General features: G+C 39.5%; 8 protein-coding genes. 3 read left to right on the top strand and 5 right to left on the bottom strand.

Annotated features, from left to right (window positions below; translation table 11 throughout):
- Nucleotides 1-135: 135 nt before the first annotated feature.
- Nucleotides 136-2,325: a malate synthase G gene (locus PARC_RS17660; protein ID WP_010552884.1), complete on the bottom strand. Its 2,190-nt coding sequence runs from the start codon at nt 2,323-2,325 to the stop codon at nt 136-138.
- Nucleotides 2,326-2,564: 239 nt separating this feature from the next.
- Between PARC_RS17660 and PARC_RS17655 the strand changes: the two genes are divergently transcribed.
- Nucleotides 2,565-4,166 carry an isocitrate lyase gene (locus PARC_RS17655; protein WP_010552885.1) on the top strand — a complete coding sequence of 534 codons (1,602 nt, stop codon included), beginning with the start codon at nt 2,565-2,567 and terminating at the stop codon, nt 4,164-4,166.
- 816 nt (nt 4,167-4,982) lie between these two features.
- Here the strand turns inward: PARC_RS17655 and PARC_RS17650 are convergent.
- From PARC_RS17650 to PARC_RS17640, 3 genes are all read right to left on the bottom strand, one after another.
- Nucleotides 4,983-7,001, bottom strand: a complete 2,019-nt coding sequence (locus PARC_RS17650; protein WP_010552886.1) for a S9 family peptidase — start codon at nt 6,999-7,001, stop codon at nt 4,983-4,985.
- Between the two features lie 152 nt (nt 7,002-7,153).
- Nucleotides 7,154-7,888 (bottom strand): 5-oxoprolinase subunit PxpA, encoded by a 735-nt coding sequence (locus tag PARC_RS17645; protein ID WP_010552887.1) that lies wholly within the window; start codon nt 7,886-7,888, stop codon nt 7,154-7,156.
- A 1-nt stretch (nt 7,889) separates the two neighbouring features.
- On the bottom strand, nt 7,890-9,701 hold the full coding sequence (locus PARC_RS17640; protein ID WP_010552888.1) for a glycoside hydrolase family 3 protein: 1,812 nt from the start codon (nt 9,699-9,701) through the stop codon (nt 7,890-7,892).
- A 929-nt stretch (nt 9,702-10,630) separates the two neighbouring features.
- On the opposite strand from PARC_RS17640, the gene PARC_RS17635 reads away from it, so the two are divergent.
- Nucleotides 10,631-14,476 carry a S8 family serine peptidase gene (locus PARC_RS17635; protein ID WP_010552889.1) on the top strand — a complete coding sequence of 1,282 codons (3,846 nt, stop codon included), beginning with the start codon at nt 10,631-10,633 and terminating at the stop codon, nt 14,474-14,476.
- Between the two features lie 276 nt (nt 14,477-14,752).
- On the top strand, nt 14,753-16,276 hold the full coding sequence (locus PARC_RS17630) for a sensor domain-containing diguanylate cyclase (protein WP_010552890.1): 1,524 nt from the start codon (nt 14,753-14,755) through the stop codon (nt 16,274-16,276).
- 581 nt (nt 16,277-16,857) lie between these two features.
- Here PARC_RS17630 and PARC_RS17620 read toward each other — a convergent pair.
- Nucleotides 16,858-18,939, bottom strand: coding sequence for a TonB-dependent hemoglobin/transferrin/lactoferrin family receptor (locus PARC_RS17620; protein ID WP_010552891.1), 2,082 nt, complete (start codon nt 18,937-18,939; stop codon nt 16,858-16,860).
- Nucleotides 18,940-19,014: the final 75 nt, after the last annotated feature.

Raw genomic sequence — 19,014 nt, 5'->3', positions numbered from 1 at the left:
AATAAATGTTAGATATTCATGTGTATTATCTATACACCTTTAAAATGCCTTAAAAGTGATGTTATTCTAATTTTAGGCGATAAAAAACCAGCTTAAAAGCTGGTTTAGCACTTAATCTGAACTTTGCTTAAGCGGTTAAAGCGTATTCGTTTTTTGTGCTTTATATTTTATACGGTAGCTATGTAGCAGTGGTTCAGTGTAACCACTAGGTTGCGTTACACCCTCCAAAACCAGTGCAAGTGCAGCTTGGAACGCTATGCTGTTATTAAGGGTTTCTTCGTTTGTTGCCATGGGTGTATACGCAGTGTCGTGCTCGTTTTGACCATCAACTACTTTGGCCATTTTAGCCATTGTTGATTTTATTTGCGCCTGTGAACACACGCCATTTAGCAACCAATTAGCCATATGCTGGCTTGAAATACGCAGTGTTGCTCTGTCTTCCATTAGCCCGATATGGTTAATGTCGGGTACTTTTGAGCAGCCAACGCCTTGATCAATCCAACGTACAACGTAACCTAAAATGCCTTGTGCGTTGTTTTCAAGCTCGCTTTGAATATCTTCTTTTGAAAGCGTTTTAGCATCTGTCATTAGCGGCGGTGTAAGCAGGTCATTAAGGCTCGCAATAGCACGTTTAGCTATACTTTGCTGCTCGGTAAATACGTTTATATCGTGATAATGCATTGCATGCAGGGTAGCGGCTGTAGGGGAGGGCACCCATGCTGTATTAGCGCCTGATTTAGGGTGAGCTTGTTTTTGCTCCATCATTAATGCCATTTTATCTGGCATTGGCCACATGCCTTTACCTATTTGTGCTTTATGACTTAAGCCACAAGCAAGGCCAATATCGACGTTGCGACCCTCATAAGCTTGTATCCATGGTTGCTGCTTAATCTGTGCTTTTGGAAGTACAACACCCGCTTGCATAGAGGTATGAATTTCATCGCCTGTGCGGTCTAAAAATCCAGTATTTATAAATACAACACGCTCTTTAGCTGCATAAATACAGGCTTTTAGGTTTACAGAAGTACGGCGTTCTTCATCCATAATACCCATTTTAAGCGTGTTTTTAGGTAAGCTTAGCGCTTCCTCTACTAAGCTAAATAAAGTGTTAGTAAACGCTACCTCTTCAGGGCCATGCATTTTTGGTTTTACTATATTAATACTTTGCGCGCTGGTATTTTTAATACCTGTTTTTTTATTTAGGTCGTGCAGGGCAGCGGTGGCAGTAAACATCGCATCCATAATGCCTTCAAATACCGGTTGATTGTACACATCGGTAATAGCAGGGTTCGTCATTAAATGGCCAACGTTTCTAACAAACATCATGCTACGGCCTTTTAAAGTAACGGTGCCGCCATCGAGTGCGGTGTATGTTTTATCACTTTGCAGAGTGCGCTCTACAGTTTTATCGCCTTTTTTAAACGATTCAACTAGGTTACCTTGCATCAAACCAAGCCAATTTTTATAAACTTGTACTTTATCTTCTGCATCTACCGCAGCTACAGAATCTTCACAATCCATAATGGTTGTAAGCGCGGCCTCTAACACTACATCTTTTAAGCCTGCTTTATCTGCTTGGCCAATAATGTGGTGGTGATCGATATGTAGCTCTATGTGTAAATCATTGTTTTTTAATAACACTACGGTTGGGTTTTGTGCTTCACCTTGATAGCCAATAAGCTGAGATGGGTTAGCTAATGTGGTTTGAGAGCTATCACGTAACGTAATTAAAAGTGCGCCATCTACTACTGAATAATTAGTGCTTTCTATATGCGAGCCATTAGTGAGCGGCAATGCTTTATCTAAAAACTGGCGAGCGTAGGCCATTACCTTAAAACCACGAACAGGATTGTAGGTATTGGCTTTTTCGGCTCCATCGTCTTCGCTTAACACATCTGTACCGTATAAAGCGTCGTATAACGAACCCCAACGTGCGTTAGCGGCATTAAGTGCAAAGCGTGCGTTACTTACAGGCACAACCAACTGAGGGCCAGCTGTAAGGGCTACTTCGGGTTCTACATTTTGGGTTTCAATTTCAAAGTTGGTAGGCTCTTTAACTAAATAGTCAATATCTTGCAAAAAGGCATGGTACTTAACGCTATCCCACGTTTTATTAGCAAGATGGTAGTCATCTATTTGCTGTTGAAGCAATTCTCGCTTTTCAAGCAGTGCCTTATTTATAGGAGTAAGTGCTTGAACTATATGTGCAAAGCTTTGCCAAAATTGATGCTTACTTAAGTGAGTGCCTGGTAGTAATTGATTTTTAACAAAATCAGCGAGTTGTGTGTCTACGCTGAGTCCTGAATGTGTGAGAGTGTGGGACATAATTGCCTTCCTTAAACGGTCGCGATGTTGTTGTGTGCTTGTGCGTTAAGGCAACAATAACTCAAAAAGGCAATGTTGAGTGCTTTTTAGCCATTCACAAAATGTATAGCCACAATAACAACTATAAATTTACTAAATCTAGAAAAGGAGCCTAATGTTGAATTAAGCGCTACGGAACACACTCCTAGCCACTCTCACAACATTAAAATAATTTACACACTCGTTCGAAGGATTTTATTATGACAACATATCAACGCGAAACAGACACACTCTCTACTCTTTGCCAATCACAAGGCAGCGCATGGAAAGCTATTAACCCTGAATACGCAAGCCGTATGCGTTTACAAAACCGTTTTCGTACAGGGATTGAAATTGCGCAATACACAGCAGACGTTATGCGTGAAGATATGGCTGCATATGACGCTGACACAAGCCTGTACACCCAATCTTTAGGGTGCTGGCATGGCTTTACTGCCCAACAAATGATGATGGCTATTAAGCGCCATCAAAAAACAACTAAACGCAGCTATGTATACTTAAGTGGCTGGATGGTTGCAGCACTTCGCTCTGCATTTGGTCCGCTGCCTGATCAAAGCATGCACGAAAAAACATCGGTACCTGCGCTAATTGAAGAAATTTACACATTTTTAAAGCAAGCTGATGCACGTGAACTAGACCACTTGTTTAACGACCTAGATGCAGCAAAAGCGAATGGCGGCGATGTTCAAGCTGTTATTGATAAAATAGACAACTTTGAAACTCATGTTGTGCCAATTATTGCTGATATTGACGCAGGTTTTGGTAACGAAGAAGCAACTTACTTACTGGCTAAAAAAATGATTGAAGCCGGTGCGTGTGCCATTCAAATAGAAAACCAAGTATCTGACGCTAAACAATGTGGTCACCAAGCGGGTAAAGTGACCGTTCCACACGAAGACTTTTTAGCAAAGATTAACGCAGTACGTTACGCCTTTTTAGAACTTGGTATTGATAACGGTATTATTGTGGCACGTACAGATTCATTAGGTGCAAGCCTTACTCAAAAAGTACCTGTGTCGCAAACACCAGGTGACTTAGCAAGCCAATACAATGCATTTTTAGAAACGACGCCAATTAACGGTGTTGATGACTTGAATGAAGGCGACACAGCAATGAAAATTAATGGCCAGTTATGTAAACCAACTCGCCTAGATAACGGTTTATTTCAATTTCGCGAAGGCACTGAAAAAGACCGCGTAGTACTAGATTGTATTACGAGCTTGCAGTCGGGCGCTGATTTACTGTGGATTGAAACAGAAAAACCACATGTTAAGCAAATTGCAGAACTGGTAAATCGTGTAAAAGAACACGTACCAAATGCAAAACTGGTATACAACAACTCGCCTTCGTTTAACTGGACGCTTAAGTTTCGTGAGCAAGTGTATCAAGAGTGGGAAGAAGCAGGTCGTGACCTTAGTGCTTACCCAAGTATTACTGATAATAAAGGCCTTATGGCACCAGAAATGGATGCAACAGAACTTGCACAAGCAGCCGATTTACTAGTGCAAAACTTCCAGCGCGATGGCGCACGTGAAGCAGGTATTTTCCATCACTTAATTACTCTGCCTACGTACCATACAGCTGCGCTAAGCACTGATATTTTATCAGAAGGTTACTTTGGTGATATGGGTATGCTGGCTTATGTACGTGATGTACAACGCCAAGAAATTCGCCGTGAGCAAGCTTCTGTTAAGCACCAAGACCTAGCAGGGTCTAACATGGGCGATACGCACAAAGAATACTTCTCTGGTGATAACGCGCTAAAAGCCGGTGGTGAAGATAACACCATGAACCAGTTTTAATTCCTAACTAGATAGTGTTACTCAAGGGCCAATAGGCCCTTTTTTATTGCTTTAAGTAAAGTTAGAACATTGAAGCATAATTACAGATCAGACTTTAACTAGGGCGTGTTGATCTTTGTGGATTGAAATTTGTTCAATCTAGGGGCGATTAAATCGCGGCGCGAGGTTTGTAACCTAGTGGGCTAAGTAAAAACCGAGCAACAAAGAGTTTATCACCCCTAGAAAGAACCCAAAGGGCAGCGCATGTTTGGTATTTATGCTACGTTATCGCCTATTCATGGGGAATAACCACACTACATAAGCTCCGCCTTGCCTAAAAACCAAACATACTGCTGCAAATTAACCCACCAAAGTTCAACACGCCCTTGCCAAATCATGTTGGATCACTATTTAACTACCTGAGTGGATTTACAGATCAGAGTTTAACTAACCTTTCATAAAACGGCATATTTGGGGTGATTTTGCTGTAAAAAGCGTTTACAACAACTTTAAAAGGCAGGTAAGTGACTGATTTTTGCTTTAATAGGCAAACTTAGCGAATTTATAAACCGATTTTTTACTAACTTCTCTGTGCTATAAAACAAAATTTTACTAACTGATAGGCTATAAACAGTGACTCAAACCGATTTTTTACCAACTCAAGTTACAAAAAATGCTATAAACCGAAATTTTACTAACTGAAGTTTTAGCTAAGTCCGATATTTAACTGTCACAGAAGTGTAAAGGGGGTTTACAGTTTGAATACTAAGGCGGTAAATACAAAAGCCACTTATTTGAAGTGGCTTTTATTTGAGCTATAAATTTATTACCCAGAGTTTATTTAGTGTGTTTATCAAACCACCATTGAATATAAGCTACTTTAGTCATTAAGTTTGATGGGCGAGCTGTAATACCATGCGATGCATTAGGAATGCGCACCATTGCAGTATCAACGCCTTGTAGTTTTAATGCCTGATAAAACTGCTCAGTTTCTGATATTGGTGTACGGTAGTCAGATTCGCCAGTGAGCAACATAGTAGGGGTTTTAACGTTACCAACATAGCTAATAGGTGAGCGCTTCATGTAATGCTCGATGTGATCCCACGGTTTACCCGGAAACCAGTAATCAGCAAAAAACGGGTAAAAATCGGCAGTTAGTACAAAGCTGATCCAATTAATAACAGGCTTAGCAACTACAGCCGCAGCAAAGCGATCGGTATGACCTACAATCCAAGCTGTTAATACACCACCGCCAGAGCCACCGGTTACAAACAATTTAGACTCGTCAATAAAGCCTTTCGCTATTAGCGCATCAACGCCAGTCATTAAATCATCAAAATCGTTACTTGGATAATTATGATGAATAGTTTGTGCAAACTCTTTACCGTATGAATCACTACCACGTGGGTTCATGTATAAAACGACATTTCCTTTGGCTGCAAACAGCTGAATTTCAGCGCTAAAGTGTGGACCGTAATTAGCTACTGGACCGCCATGTATTTCTAGTATTAGCGGATATTTTTTGCTGCTGTCAAATTCTGGTGGGTAAGCAATCCATCCTTGAATAGGTAACTCATCGTGACTTGATTTAATCCAAATTTCTTCCACTTTAGCCAAAGCTTTGTCGCCCAATGCATCTGCATTAAGGGTAGTTAAACGCTGCGCTTTACCGCGTTTAATTGTTGCTATATCAGCAGGGCGCTGAATATCGGCAAGAGTAAAGGCTACTTCGCCATCTTCGCTTACATCAAAGTCGCCACCAGAATAAGGGCGACCAAAGGCAACACTGCCAATTTTGGTTGTTATTATCTTACGCTTGCCGCTGCGTGGTTGATAGGCGAGGGCAGTTTGACCTTTATCTGCATAGCTAAAGTATATGCCTTTGGAGTTTGCACTCCATTTTATTTGACCTACGCTACGATCAAAATCTGGCGTTAAGCTAGTTGTGTTACCTGTTTTTAAATCACGAATATAAAGCTGAGCGTTTTCGTAGTTAGTGCGTTTATCATCGTAACCTGTGTACGCTAAGTAACGACCATCTGGAGATACTTTAGGCTGCTCGTCAGGTCCGTTTCGGTCAGTAACTTTAGTTATATTTTGTGTGGCTAACTCGAGTTGATAGATTTCACTGTTCGTGGGTTTTAGCTGGTTGTTTGTGTGCCTGTTTGCAGAAAAATAAAACGACTTACCATCGTTACTAAAACTTACATCGCCTGCGTTATCAAATTCATCATGAGTGAGTTGTTTGGCATTACCACCGTTAGCATCTATGGAAAATAATTGGCTAAAACCTTTTTGTGTGTAACCGCCACCATCTGAACGATAATAAACATCATCAATAAATTTAGCGGGTTCTGCCCAAGTTGCGCCTTTTGGTTTGCCTGGTAAGCTTACTGGCGCTGAAGTAGCGCTTGGAACAAACATGCTAAATATTAATTGGTTAGAATCAGGGCTCCATGTAATCGCTCGTGGGCTAGCGGTTAAGTTACTAATTTTTGCCATAGCACCTGTTTTAAGCCACTTTATATATATTTGGCTGCTACCATCGCGAGTTGATATAAACGCAAGGCGTTGACCATCAGGAGAGAGTACTGGCGAATAATCCATATGCACGCCAGAGGTTAATGGCTGCATTTGTTTGGTTTCGTAATCAACAGACCAAATGTTACCTACTTTGCGATCTGTTTTTATATCCATACGATTACGCACAAAGTAAACGGTTTTACCGTCTTCGGTTATATCTATCTGATTAGCATATTCTAAATTAAACACATCTTGCAGCTGTAGAGTATTTGTTTCAGCGTAGGCTAAATTGCTACAACCTAAAACGAGGCTAAGTGTTAAAAGCTTTTTCATTTTAATCCCTGTTGTTACTTTTTTAATTTGCTAAGTAGTTATATGTTAGGGATTATTAAATTAACAGTAGGATGCGATGAAGCTCTTATTTAACTCTATGAGTTAAAGCTGTAAAGGGGGTTTACAGCTTCTATTTGAGGTTGTGTAAAAGTTTAGTTAGCTGAGTTACACAGGGTTTTTATATCTTTTATAAGCGCTATGCCATCGGTGTTGTCGCCATGTACACATAAGCTATGTGCGTTGAGTGTTAGTTTTTTTCCTGTTTGCGTTGTCACGCTACCATCAAATAAAAGCTGAGTAACTTGCTCTAGTAATGCCGCTTTGTTATGAACACTACCCTCAAGTGTTCGTGACACTAAATGCCCGTCGTCGGTGTACTGTCTGTCGGCAAATGCCTCGAGTATTAGCTCAACTCCTGAATCTTTAGCTATTTTAATGTGCTTATTGGCATTTTTAGTCGCTAAAACCATTAGTTTTAAATCTGTTGGGTAGCTGGCAATTGCATTTATAACGGTTTGTAATATTTGCTCATCAGCCATCATGTCGTTATAAAGTGCGCCATGCGGTTTAATATAGCTAAGTGTTAAACCTTGTACTTTTGCCATGCCCTCAATAGCGGCTATTTGATAATGCAGGCAATTTGTAAGCTCTTTTTCGCTAAGTACCATTGAGCGCCTACCAAAGCCTTGCTTATCTGGGTAGCTTGGGTGAGCACCAATTTGTACGTTATGTTGTTTGGCAAGAGTGAGCGTGCTTGCCATTACATCGGCATCGCCTGCATGGAACCCACACGCAATATTAGCCATATCAATATGTGGCATAACGTCATCGTCTAGCCCCATTTTCCATGCGCCAAAGCTTTCGCCTAAATCACAATTGAGTTTCATATTAGTGCGCCTTTTGCGGTTTTATTGTGACAGGTAATACGCCGTTAGCCGGTGCTTCTCCTAGTAACACTTTTGCAAGTGCGGTAAAAGCGGGACCAGACACAATATCGTTTTTATCTACATCAATATTATATGCGTAAGATGCAAGTACAGCATTTGCATAATCGCCAAATTTAGCAATGTCGTAAGGGGCTCTTAGGCTTATAAAAACAGTGCTTTTATTTTCCTCTTTTGCCATATTTAATAATGACTCAAGTGCTTTTGGTTGCTCTGCATTATTAAGTGCAAAATTAGGATCGTCTTTTAAATCATCCATACCGCCAATTTCTACCGCACTTTGATTAGGCGTTGCATTGCCGGCTATAACTACATCAGCAGCGTGTATTTGTGTTTTAGCTTGTGCAGGGTTAAACCCTTGTAGGCTGCTACAGCTATAGTTTAGTTTTTGCTGGCTGATAGCTTCAATCGCTTGCTGCATTGCCATACATTTACGCGTGTCGGGCATAATAATATGAACATTACTTCCTGCTTTTAAATTAAGCGGCAAAGTACTGTTATTATTTTTAACCTGCGTTATTGCCTCTATAGCAAGCTGCGCTTCTATTTCACGATGTGCTGCACTGCCAATAACCTGCTTAGCTTCAGTAAGCGCGGTAATAGGGTCAAAATTAGTGCTTAACCTAAATTTATTTTTAAGCGTAATTATACGCATCGCTGATTGTGCTATTTCTTGCTCATCAAGTTGGCTTGATTTAACCGCTGCAACAAGCTCTTTAATAAGGTCATCGAGCTTGTTTAAATCATCAGGTGTTCTAATTTCAACGGGCATTAGGGCAATGTCAGCCCCAGCTGCAAATGTATTTATTACTGCTTGAGTTGGTGTGAAAAAGTTACTAATACCAGCCATATCAAGCGCATCGGTTACTACAACACCTTGGTAATTAAGCTCACCACGTAAAATGTCAGTAATGATTGCGCGCGACATTGTTGCTGGTTTTATCATGGTTTTGCCATTAACACTTACAAATGTTGTGCTATCGAGCGCGGGATATTGAATATGCGCCGTCATTATCATGCCTGGGTTTTGCTTGGCGATAATGTGCTTAAACGGTGCTAAGTCTTGCTCGTAAATAACCTCTTTTGCATGGTTTACTTTAGGTAAACCTGTATGGCTATCTACGTTTGTATCACCATGACCTGGAAAGTGCTTTAACGAGGTAATAACGCCGTTGTTCTCAAATCCTGCAACCTGTGCGGCGCCTAATTTACTCACTAATGCTGGGTTTTCACCAAACGAACGTACGTTAATAACGGGGTTATCGGGGTTCATGTTTACATCAACCGTGGGCGCGTAATTTACATTGATACCCAGCGAGTTTAGTTCTTTAGCTATAACAGTTGCTGTTTTTGTCGCAAAGCTCGTACCGTGTTTTTTGTAGGTAGCGCCAATCGACATATTACCGGTAAATGAGGTGGCAACATCGCGTGGTAAACGCGCTACACGTCCGCCTTCTTGATCTATTGATATAAATAGAGGCAGCTTACTACTGGATTTACTTGCAGCTGTTTGCAATTGGCTATTAAGCGTAATGGTTTGTTCTATTGATTGAGTGTTTTCAGAAAATAAAATAATCCCACCAATATCGTATTTAGCAATAGCGGTAGCAAGCTCATTAGGTAACTCGGTCATTGGAGTTCGGCATTTATTACTTGCTCCTTGCTGGCAAAAGTAGCGAAAGTCGAGTATTAACTTTTGCCCAAGTTGTTGTTCAAGAGAAAGCACGGGTTTAGCAAGCGAGGATTGTAATGGCATTAAACACCCAGATAAAAAAACGATAGACGGTACAATACACTTATTTAGCAAAACACACTCCAAGGCTAAATAAAATAGATAAGTTTATGCAGCTTAACTACTTTTCAGTGCAACTGCAAAGCCATACGCTAAGTGTTTTTACTAATTTAATAGGTGCTTAAGATTTATATTTATTAGTAACTTATTTATACATAAGCACATAATTTCAAGTCAATCAAACCTGAGCATTATAAGTTATAGATACATAATTATAGTGGTTTTTATAAATGCAAAGTAGAAGCTTTAAAAATGACTTGTTCTATAGTGGTTGACTCCTTATTACCCATAACAAATACATAGTGCAAGGTATTAGCAGCAGTAATCGAGATAACTAAATTATAGTTCTCGCTTCACTATTTAAGTGCATCAAGCATTATACATACTTTAACCCTAAATGTTTGTAGACACTGTTGAATCACCCCAGCATTAACATATGCAGTTTTCATGAATAAAATATCAAATTTATTTATGTAAATTGTTACATGCATTAGATTAAATCAAATATTAAAAATATGTATGTAAACGAATGTAAAGCTAAACTCATTCAATAAAAACAATGGTACCAACAATTAATTTTGCGTGATTATTTATTTTAAAAAACTAAAAACCAGTTAAAAATGCATATAAATCAACAAATAAAAACATAACCGCAAGTAATACTTATTTTTTAAACTTTTTTTTAAACCTATTTACCGCTTCACTTTTTCGCTGCGAAATTTACATTGACTATAAATCGCCATCAAAAACCAAACACACTATATTTACATTTAAATGACACATGTTATCTTTTGAATCTGCTTTATTTATTTTTAATTTAAATCCACTTTAATTTTTTAAATAAATCATCAAAAACAATAATTACATGCGCACAAAAGCGCAAGGAGTGTTCAGTGAAGACCCAAGTAGCATTAGCTGTTTCAGCAGCATTATTAACAGTATCACTAAGTTCTGTAGCCGGTGGAAATAGCATCCATCAACAAATAGTACTTTCAAAATCTGCAGTAGACAAAACAAAAACATCATCTACCCGTGTAACTAAACTAGCAAAGAAAATTGTGGTTGAGCCTAGTTTAGCGCCTGGCGAATATACTTATATTGTACGCCTCGCAGATCTTCCTTTAGCAACTTACGATGGTAGTGTTGTTGGCTTTGCCGCTACAAGCCCTAAAATAGCTAAAAAAGAACTTTTTTCAAAGTTAGCTAATAGCAAAATGAGTTCGCAACAAGTACGTAATGAATTACGCTTAGATGTTAACTCTACTGATGCAGTTCAATACACCAACTACCTTGAAGATAAACAACAAAGCTTCCTTTCTCAAGCTAGCCGTTCATTAGGTAAACAAGCAAACGTTGTATATAAATATAAAAATGCATTCAACGGTGTTGCTATGCGTTTAACTCAAGAGCAAGCTGTAAAATTAGCTACTTTAGATGGCGTTGAATATGTTGAACGTGAACGTATGGAAACAATGGATACTGATACTGGCCCTATCCATATTGGCGCGACCGAAGTATGGCAAGGCGAAGGGAATTCAGCCACTAACATGGGTGAAGGCGTTATTATTGGTGTAATCGATAGTGGTGTAAACACAGACCATGACTCATTTGCAGATATTGGTGGTGATGGCTACGACCATACTAATCCTTGGGGCGCAGGTAATTATGTAGGCGACTGTGCTGCTGATTTTGTTGAACTATGTAACGACAAATTAATCGGTGTACGTTCATACGCAAGTGTTACTGATGACTACGATGATTTAGACGTATTTGGTCCTACACCGCCAGCTAAAAATGGTGAAGATTATGGCGGTCACGGCTCTCACACAGCAAGTACTGCAGGTGGTAACATTTTAAAAAATGTACCTTTAGTGACTGGCGATTCTGGAAAGCTTGAAAGTGATGGCATTGTTAACGAAGCATTTTCGTTTGAGCAAATTTCGGGGGTAGCACCTCATGCCAATATTGTTGCATATCAAATTTGTAGCCCGGGTAATAAGGGTGATAAGTACACTGGTTGTCCTGGCGCAGCTATTGTTGCCGCTTTAGATGATGCAGTTGCTGATGGCGTTGATGTTTTAAACTATTCAATTAGTGGTGGTGGTAATCCTTGGGCGAGTTCAACAGAACTTGGTTTCTTAGCCGCGCAAGAAGCAGGTATATTCTCTGCTGTATCAGCTGGTAACGACGGTCCTGAAGCTTATACCACATCAAAAAATGCACCTTGGTACACTGTAGTAGGTGCTTCTACGCATGGTAGAACTTTAGATAGCTTTGTTAAGTTTAATGATGAAACGTTTGCATTTTCAAATGGCACAGGTCCTGTATTTTCTGAAGTTGTAACCGCTTTACCTATTACAGCAATGTCTGTTGATGCAAGTAATTTTGAAGGCTGTAATGCATTTGCTGCTGATTCGTTTAAAGATGCTGTTGCTGTAATCAGTCGTGGTGCATGTGCATTCTCAGATAAAGTAACAAATGCTGCTGATGCGGGTGCAACTGCTGTTATTGTTTATAACAACACGGATGGCGATGTACGCCTTACTATGTCAGGATTAGAAGCGACAACTATTCCATCTGTTTCGATCTCTGAAAATTCTGGTAAAGATTTACTAGCTGAATTAGCTTCAACTTCAGATACTACAATTTCTATTGACCCTGCAATCACTTTAGTTGTTGGTCAAGCTGACGACATGGCTGACTTCTCATCTCGCGGTCCCAACAGCACTACCGCAGATATAATGACACCTTCTGTAACTGCACCAGGTGTATCGATTTATGCGGCTTACAATGACCAAGATTTTGGTAACGACGTAACGGCAACTTCTCCTGCTGATTTTGCCTTTTTACAAGGTACATCAATGTCAGCACCTCATACATCAGGTGCTGGTGCAGTATTAAAATCTGCACATCCTACATGGACACCAGATAACATTCGTTCAGCATTAATGATGACGGCAACGACTGATGTACGTAAAGAAGATGGTGCAACGCCAGCTGACGTATTCGATATGGGCTCAGGTAGTATTCGCGTTAATTTAGCAACTAATACCGGTCTAATCATGGATGAAACGTTTGGTAACTACATGAAGGCAAACCCAGCTACGGGTGGCGTTCCTTTATCATTAAACATTCCTTCAATGACAAATACACAATGTATTGATACGTGTACTTGGACTCGTACATTTACTGCAACTAAAGATGCTAACTGGACTGCAACGTCAGTATCAACATCTAACAATATGGCGTTAACTGTTTCACCAACTAGCTTTGATATTAAAGCGGGCGAAACGCAGACACTAACTGTAACTGCTGATGTAAGTGCATCTGCTGCAAATGTATGGAACTTTGGTAGCCTTGAACTAACTTCACCCGGTTTACCAGATGCTCATTTGCCTATTTTAGTGCAAGTAGCTGAAAGCAACTTACCAGAAGCATTATCTGTAGCGGCATCTCGTTCAAGCGGTACTTACACATTTACTAATTTGATGTCTAAAAGTTTGAATAATATTAAAGTTGGTGTATTTGATAAAAGCACTGACTTAGTTGAACCACAAACAGTAGAAGTTGAAGATGAAGGTTTCGGCTTTATAACACTTACTTTTAATGAAGTTGTACCAAATGTTGTGTTTAGCACTTCATCAGTAACAGCGCCGGATATCGACTTACGAGTTTTAGATGGCGAGTTTAAAAAGATTGGTAGCAGTGGTGGCCCTAACTCAAACGAGTCAGTTACTTTCCTGAATTTGCCAGCTGATACTTACTATATTGTAGCTGACAGTTATACTGCATCAGCACCAGGTGCAACGGATGAAGTGGTAATTAGTGCATCATCAATCTTAACAGATGAAGACTCTATGAGTGACACTGTTAGCGCTAGCGTTGCAGAGAGTAATGGTTCATTTGACTTAACAGTTAAATGGTCTGATAACGTAAGCAGCAGCTCATTACTATCACTAAAATCAGGTGATGACTCTACAGAGGTACAAATCCCATTAACAGTATCGTTCGCAGATGATGAAATAACTGAAGTGGTTTCTTCTGACTTAGAAACAGCGAGCCAAACTATGACTCCTGGAATAGCTCAAGCTGTTAGCTTTGATATTGAACCAAACTTTACCAATTCAGATAAAGTTTATACATTAAAAGCAATGGTTACAGAAGGGCAAGAAATAGCAAATGCTGATAACGATGGTGTTATTACTGACAACATAGTTGAGTGGACTATTACTCGCGTAGCGGGTGAATCAACGAAAACAATGTCTGTGGGCTTTGATTTAATTCCTAGACAATCGGGAACTGATAAAGAGCTAGTATTAACTAATACGATTGACGGCAATGCAGTTGAATCTACTTATAACTTTGGCGTTATTCAAGTTGCTCCTGTAGCTTCTGTATCGGATGTATCAAGTGCAAGAGAAGGCACAACTGTAACTATGGATGCTTCTGGCTCTAGCGATGCTAATAATGATGAATTAACTTACTCTTGGAAACAGTTATCAGGAAGTACTGTTAGCTTAACGGGTACTGGTTCATCAGCCACCTTTGAAGCACCAAAAGTATCTGCTGATGAAGTAATCTCTTTCCAATTAGAAGTAAATGATGGAAATGGAAATTCGGACATGACAGTAGCAACCGCAAACATTACAAAAAATAAAGGTAGTAGTGGTTCATTTGGTTGGTTAATGGCCTTGCTTACGCCATTATTGTTCGTACGTCGTAGAAAAAATAATTCGTAAGATTAAATACGTACTATAAATAAAAACCATTAGTTTCATTTGAAGCTAATGGTTTTTATTTATTACTTTCTGGAGAACAAGAATTACAACGCTGTAATTATTATTTATCACGCCATACCCTAACGCATAGTCGCTAAATTGAACAAACCAACTTAATTAAAAACACTTAAACGGGTATAATACCTAACTTCGTATAATACGCGCTGAATTTGAGTGCTTTGGAATGCAGCTTTGCTATATAAATTACTACCCGCTTTAAATTTAAGATTTCTTATATTGCTACTCGCATTCTCTGCAGCACTGAGCACATTGGTAGGGAGTTTTTATTCTACCTATCAGGTTCAAAAAGAGCAGTTAACATCATATACGCTAAAAAGTAATTTAGCCTATGCACAAAAATTAGCCTCCGCAACTGATAACTTTTTAAAGTCTGCGCTTCAGCAGCTTGAATACTCAGCTAAAATTATTGAGCAATCACCAAATAACTCCAAATTATTAAACGATGAAGCCATTCGTTTAAATCATCAAACGGATAGCTTTAACTCTGTTGTGATTAATTTACATGGTGTAGTTGCAGCGACGTCGCCTCACTTTGAAAGTTTAATAGGCCAACAAATACAGTCTCCAGGAGCAATAGAAGCACTAAAAGAAAAACGCCCATTAATTAGTGAGCCTTATTTATCGGCAGCTGATAATTTAATTGTTTTTATATCGCACCCGCTATTTGATTCTGAAGATAAGTATTTAGGTTATATTGGGGGCTCTCTTTATTTAAAAGAGAAAAATATTTTAAATGCGCTTTTAGAACAACATTACTACAAAGGTGGTTCGTACCTTTATGTTGTTAGCTCAAATAAGCGCATTTTATATCACCCAGAACCTGCCAGAATCGGCAACGTTATTGCTAACAATGCTGTGATTGACGCTGTTATAGGTGGCGAAATAGGCACTTCAACGGTTATTAATAGCTTAAATAAGCCGATGCTCGCAGGCTACGCACCCATTACTTTATCTAAATGGGGAATAGTGGCGCAAAGACCATTAGAATCAACGCTCTCTTCGCTAGATACATTAACTATTGAAGTCATTGAACAAACAATACCTATGGCATTAGTCACATTTATTTTTATTGGTTTATTCGCACACTTTATAGCAAGGCCGCTAAAGCGATTAGCCGATAACGCAAATACACTCGATGATCCAAAAAGCTTAGAAAAACTTAAAAGCGTGAAGTCGTGGTATTTTGAAAGTCAAAAACTGAAGTTAGCGATGTTAAGAGAGGTTACTTTATTACAAGCACAAATAGGTGTGCTACGCCATGACTCACAAACAGATCCCTTAACAGATACGCACAACAGAAGAAGCTTAAACGGCCTACTTAACCAGCTTATGCTAAAGCAAACCCCATTCGCTATATTAGAAATTGATATCGACTTTTTTAAACGTGTTAACGATACTTTTGGACATGATAAAGGCGACGAAACTTTAGTCTCGCTAACAAATATAATTAAAAAACTATCAAGAAGAGACGACATAGTATCAAGAATCGGCGGTGAAGAATTTGTTCTTGTGCTACCAAATGAAAACAGCCAAAGTGCCTATAAAATAGCAGAGCGTTTACGTAAAACAGTAGAATCGACAGAAATAAACACCATAGGAACAATCACTATTTCTATAGGTATTGCAACCTGGCCTGAGCATAGTACTGATATTGCCCAAGTATATAAATGTGCCGATAAGGCGCTATATCATGCTAAAGAGCATGGTCGTAACCGATGCGTAGTGGCCGATATTAGCTAACCACAGCTTTGTTAAGTAATACTCTGTATTACCTTAAATTGATAAATACTTTACACAGAGTGCATGAGTTTATTAAGCCAGCCATCTGCTTTTGATGGCTTGTAAATCATTGCTATGCCTTTGCTATAGTGACTGTTAACCCCCTTTACAGTTATTTTTGTAAGCCCTAAATCGTCAATCACAAAATTTGGTAAATACGCTAATGCCAAAGCAGTTTTACTACCAAACTAACCTTTTAAAATCCGTTATATGTTGAAAAGCTAACGACAAATAAAACACAAAAAATGCATTTTCATTAGTAAAACTAACGCAGCAACAAGGCTTGGTAATTCATAAAATACAAAGTAATCGTTAAGCTTAGTGCCGCTTACTAGGGGGAAGTATAACGGGGAATTAGAGTGCGACAGCGCAATAAATACAACGCTTGCAAGTAAACTAACGGCATGTTTTAAAAACGCCCCAGCTATTTAAAAACCCTTTACCTGAATATACTCACCATTAAGTAATTTGACTTGAGTAAATATGTGGCAGGCAAACGCTGCATACCCATGCAGCGTTTATTGCCATTTGTTTAGCCCTAATTAAAACTGATAGCTAACCCTTGCTGAAAAGTTACGCCCAGGTTGGGTGTATTGGCTAAAATCAGCACTTTGCGATTGACCTGCAATCAACTCAAAAGGTACATATTCTTTATCGAACAAGTTAAGTATCCCTACATTTAGCTGCCACGCTTGCCATTCGTAGTTTGCGTATAAATCAACAACGCCGTAGCCATGCCCTTGCGTAGTTTTATCATCGTTTGCATCAAGTACTACATCCGATTGCGATTTAGCTAAACGCAACGCAGCGGTCCAGTTAATATTACCCAGCTCTGTACTTAACAATATTGAGCCATTTAACGGGCTAATGCTGGTAAGTGGCTGATCAGTTTCTTTGTTTTCACCATCAACGTAGGCTACGTTTGCCTCAAGTAGTATATTTTCAGCGACATACATGGCAATTCCGACTTCTACACCGCTTATTTGTGTTTCGCTAATATTTTGATATTGATACAAAGTTTTGTTTACGCCAGGAATGTACGTTGGCTCAACACCCACTACGGCGGTTTCAATAAAATCATCGAATGCTGCATAAAAAGCACTTAAGTTTACGCTAATATCGCTGCTGGCGTATCTTAGCCCAAGCTCAAACGAATCACTGCTTTCAGGGTCTAAATCGGCGTTTGGTAATATTTGATAAAACGGCTCAACGCCGTGGCTTTGATAGGCTTGGTCGTGTGGTGGTATTTTAAAGCCTCGTACGTATTGCCCGTACAACGATAAGTTATCATCCACTTGGTATATAACACCTAGCTTAGGCGAAAAGGCAGACTCGGTAATATCATCAAGCTGTGCATCGGCGTATAACTCATCACTTTTAGCCTCTAGGGTGTAGTAATCGTATCGCACACCTGCAATAACCGACCACGCGCTGTTATTAAACGAAATACTGTCTTGCACATAAGCGCCAATTAAAGAGGTATCAGCTCCGGGAAATGCTTTTTGTTTTTGATCGGTAAAATCAACGGTGCCATCGGCTAAAATACGTGTTTTAAAACGAGGGCGGGTGGTGTCGTATAAATCGATATCAACTCCGTATACCACTTCGTGATTGGCACTCTCTGCGTTAAATCCTTTATTAAATACCGCTTTTAAACCTAAAATATTTTGCTCAAAACGATAGTCGTTATAATCGGTGTAGGTGCTTGCGCCACTAATTGCATCACTTTGTTGCTCGTAACTACTATAAGACACTTGCCCGTACCATTTATCAAACGCAGCTGTAGCTACCTCTGAATGGTAATCTAGCGCCAGTGACCAACTCGTGTCGTCTTCATCGGTTTCTTGAACCGCGGGGGTTATTACTTGCTCAGTCGTTTGATTAAAATAATCAAGGGTGTATTTAAGTGTGCGTTTTTCATCAAGCTGTTGCTCAAATTTAACTATTAAAGCGTCCGACTTTGCATCATAACCGGGTAAGTTTTCGTCGTAGTTTTGTACTTCTTCGCTGTCGCGATGGCTATAAACTGCGCTTACTGCAAAGTCGCCTAAGTCTTTTGCACCGGTAATATCAGCAGCAATTTGGTTACTTTGACCTTGATACCCCAGTGCCATTTTTACATAGCTGCTGTTATTTTTTAAATAATCGCTTGGATCTTTAGTGGTTATAACCACAATGCCACCGAGTGCGTCAGAGCCATATAAAGACGATGCAGCACCTTTGGCTACTTCTACTTGTTTTACGCCTGCTACATCAAAGTAATTGCGGCCAACTAAATAGCCCCCTCCGCCTGCATAACCATCGTTGGTGCGTCGGCCATCTTTTATAAATACAACACGGTTACCACCAACACCACGTACGGTGAGTGTTTGCGCGCCTGCGCCACTGCCTGTGGTTGCAATGCTTGAATCGTATTTAAACATGGTTTGTAAATCTACAGCTAGCTGGCGCTCTATATCTTGCTCGGTAATAACAGTAACTGAGCCTGTTACATCTTTAAGCTTTTGTTCAAAGCGCGAGCCACTCACAACAATATGATCGTCAATTATGTTTTCGGCAAATGCAGTGCCCGATCCGAGTAATAAGGTTGCTATAGCAGTAAATTTAAATGTAGAGGGGTTCACTTTAACTCCAAATGATAATAGTTATTATTTATGGCGAGAATGTTACAACTAAGTCAAATTAAGATCAATTAATTA

Source organism: Pseudoalteromonas arctica A 37-1-2, from assembly GCF_000238395.3.
In the GTDB taxonomy this organism is placed as follows: domain Bacteria; phylum Pseudomonadota; class Gammaproteobacteria; order Enterobacterales; family Alteromonadaceae; genus Pseudoalteromonas; species Pseudoalteromonas arctica.
This window is presented reverse-complemented; position numbering and strand designations above follow the sequence as displayed.

What these genes read in the sequence shown, in the direction of transcription:
- PARC_RS17645 (WP_010552887.1), bottom strand. Translation starts at nt 7,888, where the DNA reads ATGAAACTCAATTGTGATTTAGGCGAAAGCTTTGGCGCATGGAAAATG.
- PARC_RS17640 (WP_010552888.1), bottom strand. Translation starts at nt 9,701, where the DNA reads ATGCCATTACAATCCTCGCTTGCTAAACCCGTGCTTTCTCTTGAACAA.
- PARC_RS17655 (WP_010552885.1), top strand. Translation starts at nt 2,565, where the DNA reads ATGACAACATATCAACGCGAAACAGACACACTCTCTACTCTTTGCCAA.
- PARC_RS17650 (WP_010552886.1), bottom strand. Translation starts at nt 7,001, where the DNA reads ATGAAAAAGCTTTTAACACTTAGCCTCGTTTTAGGTTGTAGCAATTTA.
- PARC_RS17660 (WP_010552884.1), bottom strand. Translation starts at nt 2,325, where the DNA reads ATGTCCCACACTCTCACACATTCAGGACTCAGCGTAGACACACAACTC.